This window comes from Caulobacter sp. GW821-FHT10F06 (assembly GCF_058809215.1).
This window is the reverse complement of the sequence record NZ_JBXASK010000001.1, coordinates 407,174-421,481: the sequence shown is the minus strand read 5'-3', so window position 1 is coordinate 421,481 and position 14,308 is coordinate 407,174. Positions and strand designations below refer to the sequence as shown.

Genomic DNA, 14,308 nt, shown 5'->3' with positions numbered 1-14,308 from the left:
GGCCTAGACCTCCTCAAGTTCGAGCGAAATCATCGCGTATTCGGGGTGGGCGAGGTTGATGCTGAACTGCTTGTAGATGCCCAGGATCAGAACCGCCTCGAAGTAGCCGTCGGTCGGGTCGTCCAGGCCGGACCACAGAGCCGGCACGGCGTTCAGCGTGTCACGGAGGTCGCGGGCGACGTTTACGTTGCCCTTCAAACAGCGGATCGTTTGATTGGTCTTCGGAACCGTCCGGCGCGGAACGAGGACGCTGTCACCGTAGTCATTGCGCTCGATGCGCGAGAAGTTCAGGGCGTCGTCGACGGCGGAGTACTGGGTCTCGCCGAGATAGACCGCCGACCCCAGCACGAGGCCACCGCAGGCCACCGGGCCGCCCGTTCGGCTGATCGTGACGGTGATGACGCCGCTGGTGTAGGGCGGGAGGTCGAAGAGCACGAGGCTCGGCGCCGTCGTGAAACGCGCGAAGAAGTGGGTGCGCCAGTTGACGACAAGTCGGGTGCGCAGCGAGACGGTCACCGAATAAGTCGGAGCGCCCGGCGCATCCACGGTCACCGTCACCTCATCGGCCACAAGGCCGACGAGACCCAATGCATCGGTGCGCTGTCCAGGCGTTAGAACGACCGTCAACGGAGAGGCCGCCGTGGTCGCCGTATTGCGCAGCAGATCGAACATCGCCCAGCGGTTCGTTGGGCCGATGTCGAGCCACTTGTCGGCGGAGGCGGACAGAGTCGGATAATTGCCGACGTTCGAAGCGACTAGGCTTTGAAACACCCGGTGAACCTGACAGGTCGCCGTGTGCGTGCCCGACTGGATTCCTGTCGCGGTGATCGGTGCCCCGCCCGGTGTCTCAGCTACCTGGAAGGTGCCGGCCGTTGAGTTGAGGACATAGTAGGTAACGCCGGCGGCCAGCCCGGTCGGGAGCGCGCCGGTCGTGGTAAAGACGACCGGCGTCCCGTCGGCCTGGCCATGGGTGGACCAGCTCACGACTGCAGGCGCGGCGACTGTGATGGTCACGGCCGAAGTGGGCGACCCCACGATCGCCTTGTCGCCGATGCCGTAGGTGGTGGCGATGTTGAAAGCCGCCTCCCCAACCCCGGGTTCCGGCGCGGTGCTGCTGGTCAGACGGGCGTTCGTGATCTCAAGCGGCGGGATCACGCGCATCTAGGCGGCCTCGGTCAGCATGGCGTCGCCATCGCGGGTCACACGGACAAGGGTGTTGGCGGTCCTTTCCGTCGCCCTGGCGGTGCGCTCCCCATCGCCCCGCAAGGCCGCGATCTCGGAGCGCAGAGCGCGAAGCTCCTCGACCATCAGCGCCATGGTGTCGCCCTTGGAAACGCTGACGACCTCGCCGCGCGTCGCCATGAGCCCGACCGGCGTAGTGTCGGTTCCGCCGTCGCCGCCGACCGTCATTGAGCCGCCGCTCGCGAACGCGATGCGATAGGCCTGGCCTTGCGAGGTGAGGATCTGCCGGAGCGTGGCCTTGACGCTTTCGGGCTGCTGCTCGGCCCAGGCCTGAAATCCGCCGGAGCCGAAGTCTCCGTTGTAGCCCTGACGGGCCAGCAGAACGTTGGTGTCGACGTTGGCGCCCCAGTTGCGGTTCGGGTTCGCCACCGCGCCGCCGAAGGCGCCGGTCTGCACGGCCAGAGCCGATTGCAGCGCCGCGATGCCGGCCGCGACCGTAAGCACGCTGTCGTTGATCGTGACGAGGCCGGAGACCTGTGCCTTCAGAGCATCGAGTTGCTGATCGGCGATCGAGACTTGGCGCGTCGCTGTGTCTTCGGCCGCCTGCACCGCGTTGCGGATCTTGGCTTGCTCGACGAGATATTCCTGCTGCGTGCGTGCGCCGGTCTTAGCCGCAGCGTCGGCCGCCGTGCCGGCGCTGACCAGTTGGCCGAGCGCGTCCGCATCGCCCAGACGGGCCTTCGCGGCGAGAGAGAAGAAGTTCTCGCCGGCCGAGCCCGCTGAACCGGTGAGCGACTGGCGGAAGGCCTTCAGGTCGTCGGCGAAGCCCTGGAACTTCGAGCGCGTGGCCTCGATCGCGGCGGCTTCGGTCTGATAGGCCTCGGTCAGCGCCGAGCGGGCGTTGGCGACCAGCTGGGCGGCGTCTGCTTGGCGCGCGCTGTTCAGATCATCCAGCGCCTTCGCAGCAGCTTCAGCGGCAGCGGTCGCGGCCTCCTGGGCGTCCGCCAGGGCCGTGTTTGCAGCCGTCTGGTCCTGCCGCCCATATCGCCTTCTGGATGGCCTGGTCGGTCTCCGACAGGGCCGCGAGCGCGATGTGGCGGCGATAGGACAGCGCGGCCTCGGCTTGGCCGGTCGCTTCCAGCAGCTGCAGTTCGAGTTCGCGGGTCTTGGCCGCGTCCTGGGCCGCATAGACCTGCTGAGCGGGCGCGCGGTTGGTCTCGTCCATCTTGGCCAGTTCGTCGGCCCGGCTGGCGGTCAGGGCGGCGAAGGACCAGCCCTGCGCCTCCATCAGCTGCAGTTCGAGGCTGCGCTTCTGGTTGGCGATCTCTTGAATCCGCGCCTGCTCGGCGGCCAGGCGCTGGGCTTCCGCCTCGGCCTTCGCCTGCTTCTTGGCCTTGGACGAGCCGAACAGGGAGCCGAGGCCGCCGATTAGCGCGCCAACACCCGCGCCGATCACGGTGCCGACACCCGGGATGATCGAGCCGATTGTAGCGCCCGCAGCCGCCCCGCTGCCAATACCGCTGATGACGCCGCCGGTCGTGCCCCCGATGGCGCCACCGATGCCTTGAGCCAGCCCAGCGACGGCGTTGATCCGGCTCTTGGCATCAGCCGCGCGGTCGAACGCCACCTTGACCATGTCGATCGTGCGCAGCAGGCCAGAGAAGGCCGTCAGCCAGTTGTGGTTCTTGATGCCGTTGAAGATGTCGTCGACCGCGTAGGCGACGGCGTCGGTCTGGCGGCGCGCCTCCTCCAGGGCCTCGATCAGGTTCTCCAGGTCGGTCGCGGGGCGATCCGAAGCCATGAGGTTGTCGTTCAGCGCGCCTTGGGCGTCGGCCAGGGCCTTGGCCTGCTTGGCTGCGGCTTCCATCGCCGCGGCGCGCTCGGGCCAGATTTCGTTGGAGGCGACGAGGACATCGGTCTCCAGCTTCACGCGGTCGGCGTGGTCCTTCGCGGTCTTCGCGGCCTTGGCCTTGCCTGCTTCGTCGAGGATCCGCGCGTTCGCAGCTTTCAGCGTCTCGCGCGTGATTGACCCTAAGACCTTGTCGACAGCGGCGCCGCCCGCCGCGTAGCCGCGCGCGAGAGCCTCGGTCGCCGCCCGTCCGGTGGCCTCCATCTGCCCCGCGTAGTCGTTCCGCAGCTTGCCGAACGCCACGGGGTCGAGTTGTGGCAGGCCCAGTTTGAACCGGCTATTCAACCCGCCGATGACAGGGTTGATGAGACCGATCGCGCCGTTGACCAGCTTGGCCAGGGCGTCGAGCGCAGCCTGGGTGGCTCGCACCGTGGCGTCGCCGAACGCGCCCGGCAGCATCGACCACGTCGCCTTGACCGCCTCGAATGCGGCCATGAAGCCGCCGACGATCGCCTTCGTCTCCTTGACCGTGTTCGTGGCCAGGTCATCGAAGAACTTGTCGAGCGCCTTGCCCGAGGTCTTCAGCTCGTCGCCAAAGGCAGACGCCAGGGCGCCCTTCGCCGCATTGAAGGTGCCGACCGCGACGTCTCCCATCGTGACAGTCTTGTTCTTGACCTTCTCCAACTGGTCAGCGGTCAGGCCGAGGCCCGAGATGAGGTCCTTGTTTCCCTCGTTGATCTGACGGGCCGACAAGGCGAACACGCTGCCGATCGCGGCCGCACTAACAGCGATGGGGGCCAGGATGGCGAGAAGCGGCGCGGCTTCCGCGTACATGCCGGCCAGAACGGCCTTGAAGCCGAGCCCTTGGGTCTTGGCCATAGCAAAGGCGTCGGCGATCTGCGGACCCTGCTGCGTGAGCGTCATGAAGAGCATCTTCAGGGGCTCGCCGGAGCTCAAGGCGCTGGTGAAGCCAACGCCGAGGTCCGCCGCCTGGCGGCCAAGGTTCAGCGTGGTCTGTTGTAGAACCTTGCTGGTGTTGACGACCTTCCCGTGCGCTTCGTTCAGCCTGTTCTGCGTCTTGATCAGCGCCTCTTGTTCAGCCGCCAGGTGGTTCGTCGCCGCCATGGCCTTTTGTGCCTCAGCTGCGACATTGGCCTCGGCGGTCGACAGCTTGCGCGACGCGCCCGCAAGATCGTTGGCCGCCGTCTCCGCCCGCCCGCCAGCCTTGGCCAGTTGGTCGAGGGAAACGGTGGCCGGCGCGACTTCCGAGGAGTCGATCTTCAGGCCGAGCGGAGCAATAAACTCGTTCATGAAGGGCTCCTACGGCTTGGTCCTGGGGTGGTATTCGAGGCTGACCGCATCGAGCTTCAGCAGCGCGCGCCGCTCCCAGGGAGCGAGGCGCTGACTTTCGTCTTGCTCCCACGCCTGGATCTCCAGCCGGGAAAGACGGGCCGAGCCGTGGACGCCGGCCTGCCGGGTCTGGGCGATATCGCCGAACCAGTTCCAGATGTGCTTGACGTGGATCGACAGCGGCGGCGGGTTGGCCAGCCGCCACGCCGACTCGAAGTCCCCTTGGCGCGCCAGGCTTTCGAGGTGTGCCCGGAGCGGCGCTCCGTCTTCCTGGGCCTGCGCGAGCTCGAACTGCTCGCGCGCGAAGGCGATCAGGCCTTCGACTTCCGCTGCATAAAATTTCCGAGGTTGTTGCTCGCCTTCAGGACCTGGTCGGAAATGTCGGCATTGGACTGGCAGAGCATCAGGGCGCCGGCCTCGGTATAGGGCTCTTCCACGCCGACCCAGCCGACCAGACGAACGGCCGACAGGCGATGCCCGAAAGCGATGTCGTCCTCGATCGGCGTGATGGCTTCAGCGCCACCGGAACGCAGGGCAGCGGCGGCCTTGGCGGCTTCCTGGGTGCGCCGCTCGTTGATCAGGCGGTTGATCTCGGCCTGGACCTTGGCCGACTGACTACCGAGGACCTGGAGGCGGACGCCCGATTTCGAGCCGTCCGGCATCAGGAAGTCGAACTCGAAGGGCTTCTCCGAAGCGGTGATGGCGCTCAACGAGGCGAGGCTGACCTTGGTCATGGCTGGTGTCCTGAAAAGGACGCCCGGGCGCTACCCGGGCGTTGAGTTGGGAGGGGATGGCCGCTGTAGCGCCGGCGGCACGGCTACCGCTTCCGCGGATCGGGTTAGGCGGCCTGGCTGTCCTGGATCGAGATGATCGTGTTGTCGGAGGCCAGGGCCGCGCCGCCGGAACCGTTGATCTCGGCGGTGAAGGAATAGGTGCGGATGATGGTCTTCTCGCCGTCGTCGGCGTCGTCCGAGAACAGCTTCACCCGCGACATGTTGAACGACACGAAGTCGGCGGTGGACGTGCTGTCGGCCGCGATGACAGCGACCAGGCCAACCGGCGTCTGGTTCTCGTAGATCGCCTGCAGCGTGGCGCCGGTGAACTTGGCCGTGAAAGAGCCGCTGACCTTGATCCGGCCCTTCTGGAGGTCGGAGGCCGCGTTCGAGCCGAGTTCGGCGTCGCTGGGTGTCACCGTGCCATCGATGGCCAGCTGCAGGCTCGTCAGGGGCGTCAGAGAGCCGTTGATCAGAACCCCGCCATTAACGGCGACAACGACCGGCGTGGTGGTCTCGCTCGTCGGCGAGGTCAGCGAGCGCGTGCCAGAGGTGACGCGCGACAGGCCGACGATCTCGAAGCTGACCTCGGCGTTGCCGGTGGCCGGCAGGTTCACCGCGGCGCTGGCGATCTTGCAGTCGACCGACACCTCCGAGCGTGTGACGGTGGCGAACCACTCTTCGAACGTCAGATAGGTGTTGGTGTGGCCGCTGGTGGGAACGAGGGCCTTTTTGCCGGGGACGGCCAGCGAGGCGCTCGCGATCGGGCCTTCAGCGACCAGGGCGACGCCGTTGAGCGGGCGGACGGTCAGAACGAGCGCGGTGACGGAGATGACCAGCAGGTTGCTGTTCAGGTTGGCCGCATTGAACGACCCGGCCGACAGGCGCACGACGTCGCCGTTCTTGATGCCGCCAGTCAGGAAGTCGCCGGTCCCACGCGTCACGGTGTAGGTCGGGCCCGAGCCGGCGATCGTAATCGACAGGCCGGTGATGGTGGTGGTCGCGGTGAAGTCCTTGCGCAGGAGATTCGCGAACAGCGCCGAATAGGTGTTGGGCGACAGCAGGCCGGCGATCGAGCCGCTGACGCGGTTCATGCCGGCCGTCGCGCCCGTCGACTGCTGATGGCTGGCGATTTCGTCGTTTTCGTAGGTGTCGCGCGAGCGCTTGAACGTTGCGGTGCGGCGACGCAGGAGCTGGCCACCCGAGCCGCTGGCGGCGGTGCCGAGCGCCGACTGAACCTTGTAAGCAAGCTGCTTTTCGATGCCCTGGGCTTCAGCCATGACGGTGTCTCCGAATTAGGGGTTGGGGCGTGACGAGACGACCGGAGAACCGGCGTCGGCTCTGGCGGCTTTCGCCGTCAGACGGTGATGTCGGCGGTGAACCTGACGCGCACGGGGACAGCGAAGCGGTCGCCGTCGTTGAAGCCGGGGCGAATTTCCGGCGTGCCGAACATGCGAACGGTGACCCCGTCCGATGTGAAGGTGGCGGTGCGCTTGAAGGTCGAGCGGATCAGCTCAGCACGGGCCATTGCGGCCCCCGGCCCAACGTCCTGAGGATAGAAGAGCGTGACCTGCATGAAGCCCCGCTCGGTATAGGAGGCGCTCATTTCAGGGTTGGCGGGCTCAGCGAAGAGGATCGCGACCTTCTGATAGGGCACGTCAGACGCCGGCGGGGTGTGTTTGTCGTTTTCCAGCGCCGTATCGATCGCGGGGCTGATGGTGTCGAGCGCGGTCTCGAGAGCAGCGCGGATCTTCACGGCGGACATCAGGCCCTCCCGAGAACGCCGAGACCGGCATAGGCTTCCGCCGCCGCGCTGCTGACGATGGTGCTGAACTCCATCGCCGTCAGACCGACGAGGCCGATGGGGGCTTGCTTGGACCAGCCGTGTTCGAGGCGCTGGGCATACGGCAGGTTGTTGGTGACGAAGTGAACCTTGCCGAACGCGCCGCGCTGCACGTCTGGCGCATCGGGCGCCGGAGTCGGGCTGAGCGTAGTTCCCTTGCTGGCGATGACGCCTGCAGCCTGGAGGTTGGCGCTGTACTGCCAGTTGGCCCGGAAGCGCCCGGTGTCGACCGGCGATTTCAGGATCAAGCGGGCCCAGACGTCGAGGATGACCTTGCGCGTGACGAGGTCGGCGTTTTCCCCGGCCTGTTCAGCGAAGGCGCGGATCCCAAGCTCGAACGGGCCCATCAGGAACGGCGAATCTGCAGAGTGAAGAGGACCGCCTGGCCGCCGGGCGCGACAGGGTCGGTCTTCTTGATCGTCCAAGGCCTGGCGTCGCCCTCGAAGGTGATGGTGTCCTCTGCCTCGGGCGGGACGATCACCTCGCCGTCCGTGTCCAAAGGCGAGAGGTGAAACTTCTTGTCACCAGCCTGGATCAGCGTGCCGTCGATCGAGAACGACGAATAGGCCTCCTCGACACCGCTGATGGTCTGGCTCGTCGCCGCGCCGGGCGTCTTGACCCCGGTCGAGGCGTCGTAGGTGCCTGCGGCCTTCTTGGTGAGGGTGACGACCTGGCCCGCCTCGCCCAGCAGCTCATCGGCCGTCAGGGCGAAGTCGTCGTAGAACTCGCTCATCCGCGAAAGAGCCTGATGCCGCCCTGCCCGCTCAGCAGCGGGGCTAGGAGGTTGTCCATGGCGCGATAGGCCTTCGTCGTCCGGCTGTAGTCCTGATACTCGATCTTCACCGGCCCGACCTGCTTGCTCTTGATCGCCTGGGTCTCGTCAGGGATCAACGAGCCGGTGTTGGCTTTCAGCGCCAGTTCAGCGCAGGCCTGGGCCACGGCGAGCGGGACGGTGTCGTTCGGATAGTAGTTTGTCAGCAGGCCGGCGCTTGGAGCGTCCGTCATCGGGACGTTGGCGCGCGGCCAGTCCAAGGCCTGGGCGGTGTACATCCGGCTCCCGGCCCAGCGGGAGCGGTAGACCTGCACCATGTAGTCGGTAGCCTTGCGCAGTAGCTGTTCGCGGATGGTGTCGGTAGCCAGCGCGGCCCAAGCAGCGTTCCCGCGCGCAACATGGTGCGCAGTGGCGAAGTCGACCGAGGCATAGGACTCAGCATCGGCTAGGCCAGTCCCGTTTTCGACGATCAGCGCCATGGTCAGGCCTCCCGCTTCAGGACGGTAATTTCGCCGCCGGTGTTGATGTCGAAGGTGCGGGCGATCTCGATGGCGCGTATCGCGTCCGCGCCGGCGGCCATGGCGCCCAAGGCGAACTCGCGGCCACTGCCGGCGGCGAACACCCCATTGAACGGCCTCTCCAACCACAAGGCGGTCGGCCCGAAGGTGAGGATCCGATCGTCGCGGGTGATGATGAAGCCTTCGCCCCAGTCCTTTTCGGGATCACCCATCGAGGGGCAGTCGCCCTGACAGCCCGTGACGAACCAGTCGCGGAAGGCTTTGCAGCGATCACTCGCGCCTGAGGCTCCGGCAAGCAGGCCGCTCCGGGCGGCGATCTTCACAGAGAGGCCATTGCGCATACCGTGGCGGGTTCCAAGCGTGTCGGCCGCCAAGACGCCGTCACGGTATGCGATGGTCGTCATAGCTTATTGGCCGTCCTTGGCGCGCTCTTCGCGGGTCAGGTCGCGCAGGGCCAGCAGATCGGCCGGGCTCATGGCCGGATCGACGTCGAGGCCCAGGCCGGCGATGTCGGCGTGCAACTCGCGCAGCGTCAGGCCGCCGGCGTCGTCGTTGGGGACGTCCAAGGGGTCGGTGCTGTCGCCCTTGGCCTTCTTGGGCGCCTTGGCCTTCTTCTCGGTGAAGAGCTCGTGCTTATCCGGGTTGAAATCGCACTCGTTGATGACGACGAATTCGCCTTGATCGTCGGACCAGGGCTTCACTTGGACGGTTTGCATGTGGGCCTCGTGGGCTTGAGCATGAAAAAGGAGGAGCCCTGCGACCCCTCCCCGGCTTTTCGTGGTGACCTGGCCTTAGCCGAGCAGGACGCCGGCGTGGCGCGGAGCGACCATCTTCTTGCCCCAGGCCAAGTTCACTTCGTAGCGGACCTGGCGCTTCTGCTTGTAGACGCAGAACTCGAACGCGATGCCCGAGACGGGATCGGTCAGCACGACCACGTCGTCGGCGGCGTCGCCCTCATCCGGCATGGCCGGCGCCCGGGTGATCAGCTGGATCGCCGAGCGCTGGAAGAACATGTTGCGGGTGGAGGCGGCCGAGATCGTGATCGCGGTCGCCGAGGCCGGGATGGCCTTCTGCAGGCCGGGCTCGGCGATGACGACCGTGCCGCCGTTCGAGACATCGGCGTCGCCGGTCACGACCAGGTACTTGCGGGTGTCGCCGGCGAAGGCGATCACGTCACCGGCGATGAAGGTGCCGGTGCCGGCCGAGGCCAGGGTGATCGTGGTCGCGCCGACGGCATAGCCGGCGGTGTTGGTCGTCGCCGAGGCTCCGGTGCCGGACGTGACGGCGGTCTTCACTTGGCCGGAGTTGTGCAGCATGAAGCCTTCGACGTCGCCGATGGTGCCGCGCCGCAGCAGGTCATCGGTGCCGGCCTCGTTGACCTTGAACAGACCCGACTGCTTGCCGCGGATGTTGGCCACGGCGGCCGAGCCCAGCACCATGTGCATGTCGCTTTGCGGAGCGCCGTTGTCGTCCAGGATCTTGCGAGCCTGGGCGAAGTCGGTCAGGTCGGCGGCGGTGCCGAACGGGGTCGTGCCGGCAGTGCCGTAGGCCTGGCTGGCGTAGATGTGCAGGCTGGCGAGGTCGGATTCGACTTCGTTGGTCAGCGTGCGCAGGGCTTGCGAGATGCGGTCGCGGTTGATGGTGCCCAACGTGCCGGCGTTCTTCAGGCCCAGGGTTTCTTCGCCGGTGATGCCGAACGGGACCGAGCGCGCCTTGTCGATGGTCATCGACACGTTGCCAATGGTCTGGTTGGGCGTGTCGGCGGCGTAGGCGGCCGGGGTCAGGTCTTCCGCAGCCATGACGCCGACGACCGGCGACATGATCGTCTCGCCGACAGCGGCGCGCGCGGCGCCCGAGTCCTTGGAGACGGCGGGGATGAAGCCGACCAGCTCGCGCGAGACGACGTCCATGGCTTCATAGATGGTGGGGATTAGCGAGTTGAGAGTCAGCGCGCCCATAGGGAGCTCCTTTGCAGAGGCGGGTTTTCAGGGAGGGGGCAGTCGAGGCGGATGGCCCGCCGGTAGATGAGCCATCCGGCCCAGGCGCCGCCCCCGATCCTGGGGCGCGGCAAACTCGGTTAGTCGACGACCTTGAAGCCGTCCTTGGCCTTGGCGGCCTGCTCAGCCGGCGGCAGCGCGAGGAAGGCGTCGCGCTTCATGGTCTTGTCGCCAGCGCCGCCGCCGCTGCCACCTTGGCCCGCACCGCCGCCCGCGCCGACCTGGCCCTTCAGGATGTGGTCCTTGTAGGGATCGGCGCTGACCAACAGCTCGAGCGCTTCGTCGAAGTCAGCCACTTCACCCGGCTTGGCGCGGCTGTAGATCTTGGCGCCGTTGGCGTCGTAGGCGATGACCTTGCCGTCCTCGATCTTGAAGGCGTCACCGTAGGTCTTCTGGAGCATGTGGCGCGGCACCGCGACCTTGTCTTCGGCGAACTTTGAGCGGCTGAAAGCGCCGCCGATCTTCTCGCCATAGAGGTCGGATTCCAGCTTGGTCGCCCTGTCTTCAGCGGCGGCGAGCTTCTCCTCGTAGCTCTTGGCGATCTCGGACTTCACGCGGTCGACCTCGCCGGCGTCGATCAGCTTTTTGGCGTCGATGTTTCCGATGGTCTCCAGCGCCTTGCGGGCGGCGGCGGGGTCCGCGATGCCCTCGAAGGCCTTCAGCGAAGTCTCGGCGGCTTCCTTGGCCAGGCGATGGTCTCGGGCCTCTCCGTTCAGGCGGGTGATCGTGGCGACGGTGCCGGGCGCGTCGAACGCGATCTCCTTGCCATCGTCGTGGACATAGACGGGCTTGCCGTCCTGAAGGACCGCATGGCCCTCGGCGTCGAGCTTCAACTTCATGGTGGTGGCTTTCTCCGGCATCCGCCGGCGGCTGAGGGCGATCCTGCCCAGGCGCCCTGCTCATCCGAGCGTCGGGCATGAAAAAGCCCGCCTTGTGAGGGGCGGGCTGTCAGCGGCTTTGGGCCGGTGATGGGGTCGATGGTCTAGAGGACGGCGACGCGCTGTCCGGTGAGCAGGCAGGGCACGCAGACCAGGGTCTTTGTTCCACCGACGCGCCGTCCGTTGCGGACCAGAGCGCCGATGATGGTCTCGGTGAACTCGTGCCCCGAGCAGCGCGGGCAGGACAGCATCTCAGCGGGGGCCGGTGCGGACCTGACGCGCCTTCGAACCGCGCTGGCCGGTGTTTCCGGCTCGGGCGTTCCGTCGATCAAGTGAAGGCGCGGCGGCGAGGTCAACTAGAAGCGAACCGCCTGAACAACCCCGGGATCCCCAAGCTTGCGCCCAAAGGTCATGGAGTCATACTCACCGTTCGCCTTGAGCGTGACCTCTGCAAGGCCTGGCTCAACCTGATAAAGCTCCTCGCGCCCGTCTAATGCCAGAACGACGGCATCCTGCGGGAAGGCCTTGAGCGCCTCGATCAGTTCAGCGACGGTCATGAGCCCTTGTAACCTAAAGCCCGGCCTTGGTGAACGCCTCCGCGTCCCTGGCGCGAAGCTTGTCGAGCGTGAGGAAGTCCCCGCTCGGTGAGTAGAGCTGATCCATCGACATACCGCCCTTCCGGAGCAGCGCGCCGCGATCGGGGCCAAGGATTTCGTCCTGTCGGGCCGCCGACTGGCGCTTGATCCACTGCGAGTAGGTGGTTTCGACCGGGACCTGGCCATCCATTGAGGCGCGGGTGGAGGGCGAGAGCTCGTCCATGTCGATGCCGAGTTCGCGGAACGACTTGGTGATGGGCGCCGAGCAGGACCGGCAGCAGAAATGAAGGCGGCCCGGGCCCTGGAGCCAGGGGATGGTGTGACCGATCGGCTTGTGCTCGCGATCCGCGGTGTAGCGTTTGCCGTCGCGAACCCTGCACATCGGCGAGGTGCGGCCATCGAGGGTCGAGACCCAGCCGACAGCCTTGATGACGTCCGAGTTGGCCTCATAGACCTGATCGCGTGCGGTTGAGGCGGTGTGAGACAGCGCGGTGCGGACGACGCTCTCGACATCCCGGCGGGACCGATCGAGAAGGCCGTCCTTGTACTGCTTGGCGCGCGTCCCTCGGATGGTCCGCACGATCTGGTCGGTCGTCTTGCCCTCGACGAAACCCATGCGGATCGCGTTGCGGACGGCCTTCATGCGACTTTCCTCGCCGGACTTGGCCCAGTTGTTCAGAAGCCCGCCCTGGAACGGTCGGCTCATCGCCGCGGCGTAGACCTGCTCGGGCGTCACGGTCGCGAACTGGATGCGAGCGCGAACCTCGGCGGGGATGGCGGCCTGGAGGCTACGAGCCTGGAAGCTGGCCTCGTAGTCGCCCAGGGCGCGCATCTCGCGGGGGAGCGCGTCGAAGACCTCGCGATAGGCTGAGGTGTTGATGTCGCGAACCGAGGCCAGAAGGCTTTCGAGCCGGTCGATGGTGAAGCTGCCCTCGGGGACCTGCAGCAGGGCCTCGGTGATGCGGGCAACGAGATCGGCGTCCAGCCGGTTCAGGATGGCTATCATCCGGCGCACCACGCCGTTCGAGTAGCGGTGCAGATCGATCGCGTGGTGGATGGCCTGGTCGAGCAGGCGCTCGTTGGTGGTCGTCACGGCTAGGCCGCGTTCGGATCAGCCGGCGGGTCGGTGATCAGGCCCAGGGCGGGCGGCTCGGCTGCGATCATGTCCAGCTCAAGCTGCGCGGTGATTTCCGGCGACAGCAGGCCGCGACGCTTGAGCTCATTGATCGCCGTCTCACGGGAGATGAGGCCCGCTTGCCACATGCTGACGATCATCTGGGCCGAGGCGTCCGACAGGGTCGCCGCGCCGAAGTCCTTGAACAGGTTGACCGAGCCGCCGGTCGCGAGCTTGGCGCAGTCGGCCATCATCCAGAGCGCGGAGTCGAGGCTGTCCTCGAAGCCCTCGACCATGCGCTGAAGGTCGCAGAGGTTGCCCTCGGCGTCGTTGGCGCTCTCAGTGGCGGTGCGCGCGCCAGGCTTCTTGACCAGCAGCTCCGCGCCGGCCTGGATCATCTGGTCTTCGAGAGCGGCCAGTTCAGCCCGGCCGACCGTCACCGCTTCCGCCGAGCCCTGAACGACCTTCATCTCCGCGCCCATCGGCAGGGAGACGGCATAGCTGGAGCTGGCTGTGAGCGAGGTTTCGTCGGCGACGCCGCTGACGACCAGCAGGCGCTTGCGGCTGTAACGGGTGCTTTCGTCCTGATCGCTCTGGCTCTGCCAGTGCTTCACGTTCAGATAGGCCAGATCAGCGAGGGGCGCGGCGCCGCACATGAAGCCCTCGCGGCGGCCATAGACCGGCACGAAGCGGATGTAGTTGCAGTCGGTCGTACCGTTGTCGACCCGGATCCAGACATCTTTGCCGTCGGCGCCCTTCGCTTCCTGCTTCTCCCAAACCTCCCAGAGGCCAGGCTCGAGAACGCGGACGCGCTCGACGATCTTCTCACCGAACCGGCCGTTGTCGACGGTCTTGGACTCCGCGATGCGCAGTTGGGTCAGGCGGCGCGACCCGGTGCTGTCGTCGACCTTCCAGCCCAGGATCTGGCCGTGCTTGACGCGGACGAAGTACGGCCGGACGCCGGCCATAGCCTGCTCAGCCTTGGTCGGAACGCGGCCGGCCGGCGCTAGCGGCTTGGGCGTATCGACGATGATGCCGCAGAGACCATAGAAGCTCTCTGCGAACATCTCCGCGGAGAAGGTGTGGAGATTGACGCCTTCTCGGTCGATGTCATCGGCCCAGCCTTCGACTTTGGCCTGGCCGTCAGCCTCTTCCTTGCCTGCGATCTCGATTGGCGTATCGGCGCTGAGCGTCAGTTCCTTCGAGAAGGGCTTGCCCGCCATGACCGAGACGGTGCGGCGATAGGCCGGAAATAGGGTCGAGACCTTGACCCGATAATTGTAATCCTCGGTCTCTTCGCGCGGCTGCTTGGGCAGGAAAGTCTCACCCTTTGCCCGCATCGCCGGCGTGCCGCCCAAGAGCGCCTCGATCACATCCCAGACAGGCTGCATCGCCGTGACGGCGGCAGAACGAGCATTCACTTCCGCTGTCATGTG

17 protein-coding genes are annotated in these 14,308 nt (G+C 66.5%); all 17 read right to left on the bottom strand.

The window, feature by feature from the left end; all coding sequences use genetic code 11:
* Positions 1 to 3: 3 nt before the first annotated feature.
* Positions 4 to 1,161 (bottom strand): hypothetical protein, encoded by a 1,158-nt coding sequence (locus AC1RUS_RS01945; protein WP_492912477.1) that lies wholly within the window; start codon positions 1,159 to 1,161, stop codon positions 4 to 6.
* Positions 1,162 to 2,152: 991 nt separating this feature from the next.
* Positions 2,153 to 4,342, bottom strand: coding sequence for a hypothetical protein (locus tag AC1RUS_RS01940; protein ID WP_492912475.1), 2,190 nt, complete (start codon positions 4,340 to 4,342; stop codon positions 2,153 to 2,155).
* Positions 4,343 to 4,351: 9 nt separating this feature from the next.
* Entirely contained in the window at positions 4,352 to 4,579 is a 228-nt protein-coding gene (locus tag AC1RUS_RS01935) for a phage tail assembly chaperone (protein ID WP_492912957.1), read from the bottom strand.
* 113 nt (positions 4,580 to 4,692) lie between these two features.
* On the bottom strand, positions 4,693 to 5,115 hold the full coding sequence (locus AC1RUS_RS01930) for a hypothetical protein (RefSeq protein WP_492912473.1): 423 nt from the start codon (positions 5,113 to 5,115) through the stop codon (positions 4,693 to 4,695).
* Between the two features lie 104 nt (positions 5,116 to 5,219).
* Entirely contained in the window at positions 5,220 to 6,434 is a 1,215-nt protein-coding gene (locus AC1RUS_RS01925) for a phage tail tube protein (protein WP_492912471.1), read from the bottom strand.
* A 77-nt stretch (positions 6,435 to 6,511) separates the two neighbouring features.
* On the bottom strand, positions 6,512 to 6,919 hold the full coding sequence (locus tag AC1RUS_RS01920; protein WP_492912469.1) for a phage tail terminator-like protein: 408 nt from the start codon (positions 6,917 to 6,919) through the stop codon (positions 6,512 to 6,514).
* On the bottom strand, positions 6,919 to 7,344 hold the full coding sequence (locus tag AC1RUS_RS01915; RefSeq protein WP_492912467.1) for a hypothetical protein: 426 nt from the start codon (positions 7,342 to 7,344) through the stop codon (positions 6,919 to 6,921). The genes AC1RUS_RS01920 and AC1RUS_RS01915 overlap by 1 nt, the downstream gene beginning before the upstream one ends.
* Positions 7,344 to 7,730: a hypothetical protein gene (locus AC1RUS_RS01910; RefSeq protein ID WP_492912465.1), complete on the bottom strand. Its 387-nt coding sequence runs from the start codon at positions 7,728 to 7,730 to the stop codon at positions 7,344 to 7,346. Before AC1RUS_RS01910 ends, AC1RUS_RS01915 begins: the two co-directional genes overlap by 1 nt.
* A complete protein-coding gene (locus AC1RUS_RS01905) occupies positions 7,727 to 8,248 on the bottom strand; it encodes a DnaT-like ssDNA-binding protein (protein ID WP_492912463.1) in 522 nt (173 codons plus the stop codon). The genes AC1RUS_RS01910 and AC1RUS_RS01905 overlap by 4 nt, the downstream gene beginning before the upstream one ends.
* 2 nt (positions 8,249 to 8,250) lie before the next feature.
* A complete protein-coding gene (locus AC1RUS_RS01900) occupies positions 8,251 to 8,661 on the bottom strand; it encodes a hypothetical protein (protein WP_492912461.1) in 411 nt (136 codons plus the stop codon).
* A 33-nt stretch (positions 8,662 to 8,694) separates the two neighbouring features.
* Entirely contained in the window at positions 8,695 to 9,003 is a 309-nt protein-coding gene (locus AC1RUS_RS01895; protein ID WP_492912459.1) for a hypothetical protein, read from the bottom strand.
* A gap of 75 nt (positions 9,004 to 9,078) precedes the next feature.
* The gene (locus AC1RUS_RS01890) at positions 9,079 to 10,245 is read right to left on the bottom strand and encodes a major capsid protein (protein WP_492912458.1); all 1,167 of its coding nucleotides are present in this window, start codon (positions 10,243 to 10,245) and stop codon (positions 9,079 to 9,081) included.
* A gap of 119 nt (positions 10,246 to 10,364) precedes the next feature.
* On the bottom strand, positions 10,365 to 11,123 hold the full coding sequence (locus AC1RUS_RS01885) for a DUF6651 domain-containing protein (protein WP_492912456.1): 759 nt from the start codon (positions 11,121 to 11,123) through the stop codon (positions 10,365 to 10,367).
* Between the two features lie 143 nt (positions 11,124 to 11,266).
* Positions 11,267 to 11,413, bottom strand: coding sequence for a hypothetical protein (locus tag AC1RUS_RS01880; RefSeq protein WP_492912454.1), 147 nt, complete (start codon positions 11,411 to 11,413; stop codon positions 11,267 to 11,269).
* Between the two features lie 105 nt (positions 11,414 to 11,518).
* Complete coding sequence (locus tag AC1RUS_RS01875; RefSeq protein WP_492912453.1) at positions 11,519 to 11,719, bottom strand: hypothetical protein; 201 nt, start codon at positions 11,717 to 11,719, stop codon at positions 11,519 to 11,521.
* Positions 11,720 to 11,732: 13 nt separating this feature from the next.
* Complete coding sequence (locus tag AC1RUS_RS01870) at positions 11,733 to 12,851, bottom strand: phage minor head protein (RefSeq protein WP_492912451.1); 1,119 nt, start codon at positions 12,849 to 12,851, stop codon at positions 11,733 to 11,735.
* A gap of 2 nt (positions 12,852 to 12,853) precedes the next feature.
* Positions 12,854 to 14,305 (bottom strand): DUF4055 domain-containing protein, encoded by a 1,452-nt coding sequence (locus tag AC1RUS_RS01865; RefSeq protein WP_492912449.1) that lies wholly within the window; start codon positions 14,303 to 14,305, stop codon positions 12,854 to 12,856.
* Positions 14,306 to 14,308: the final 3 nt, after the last annotated feature.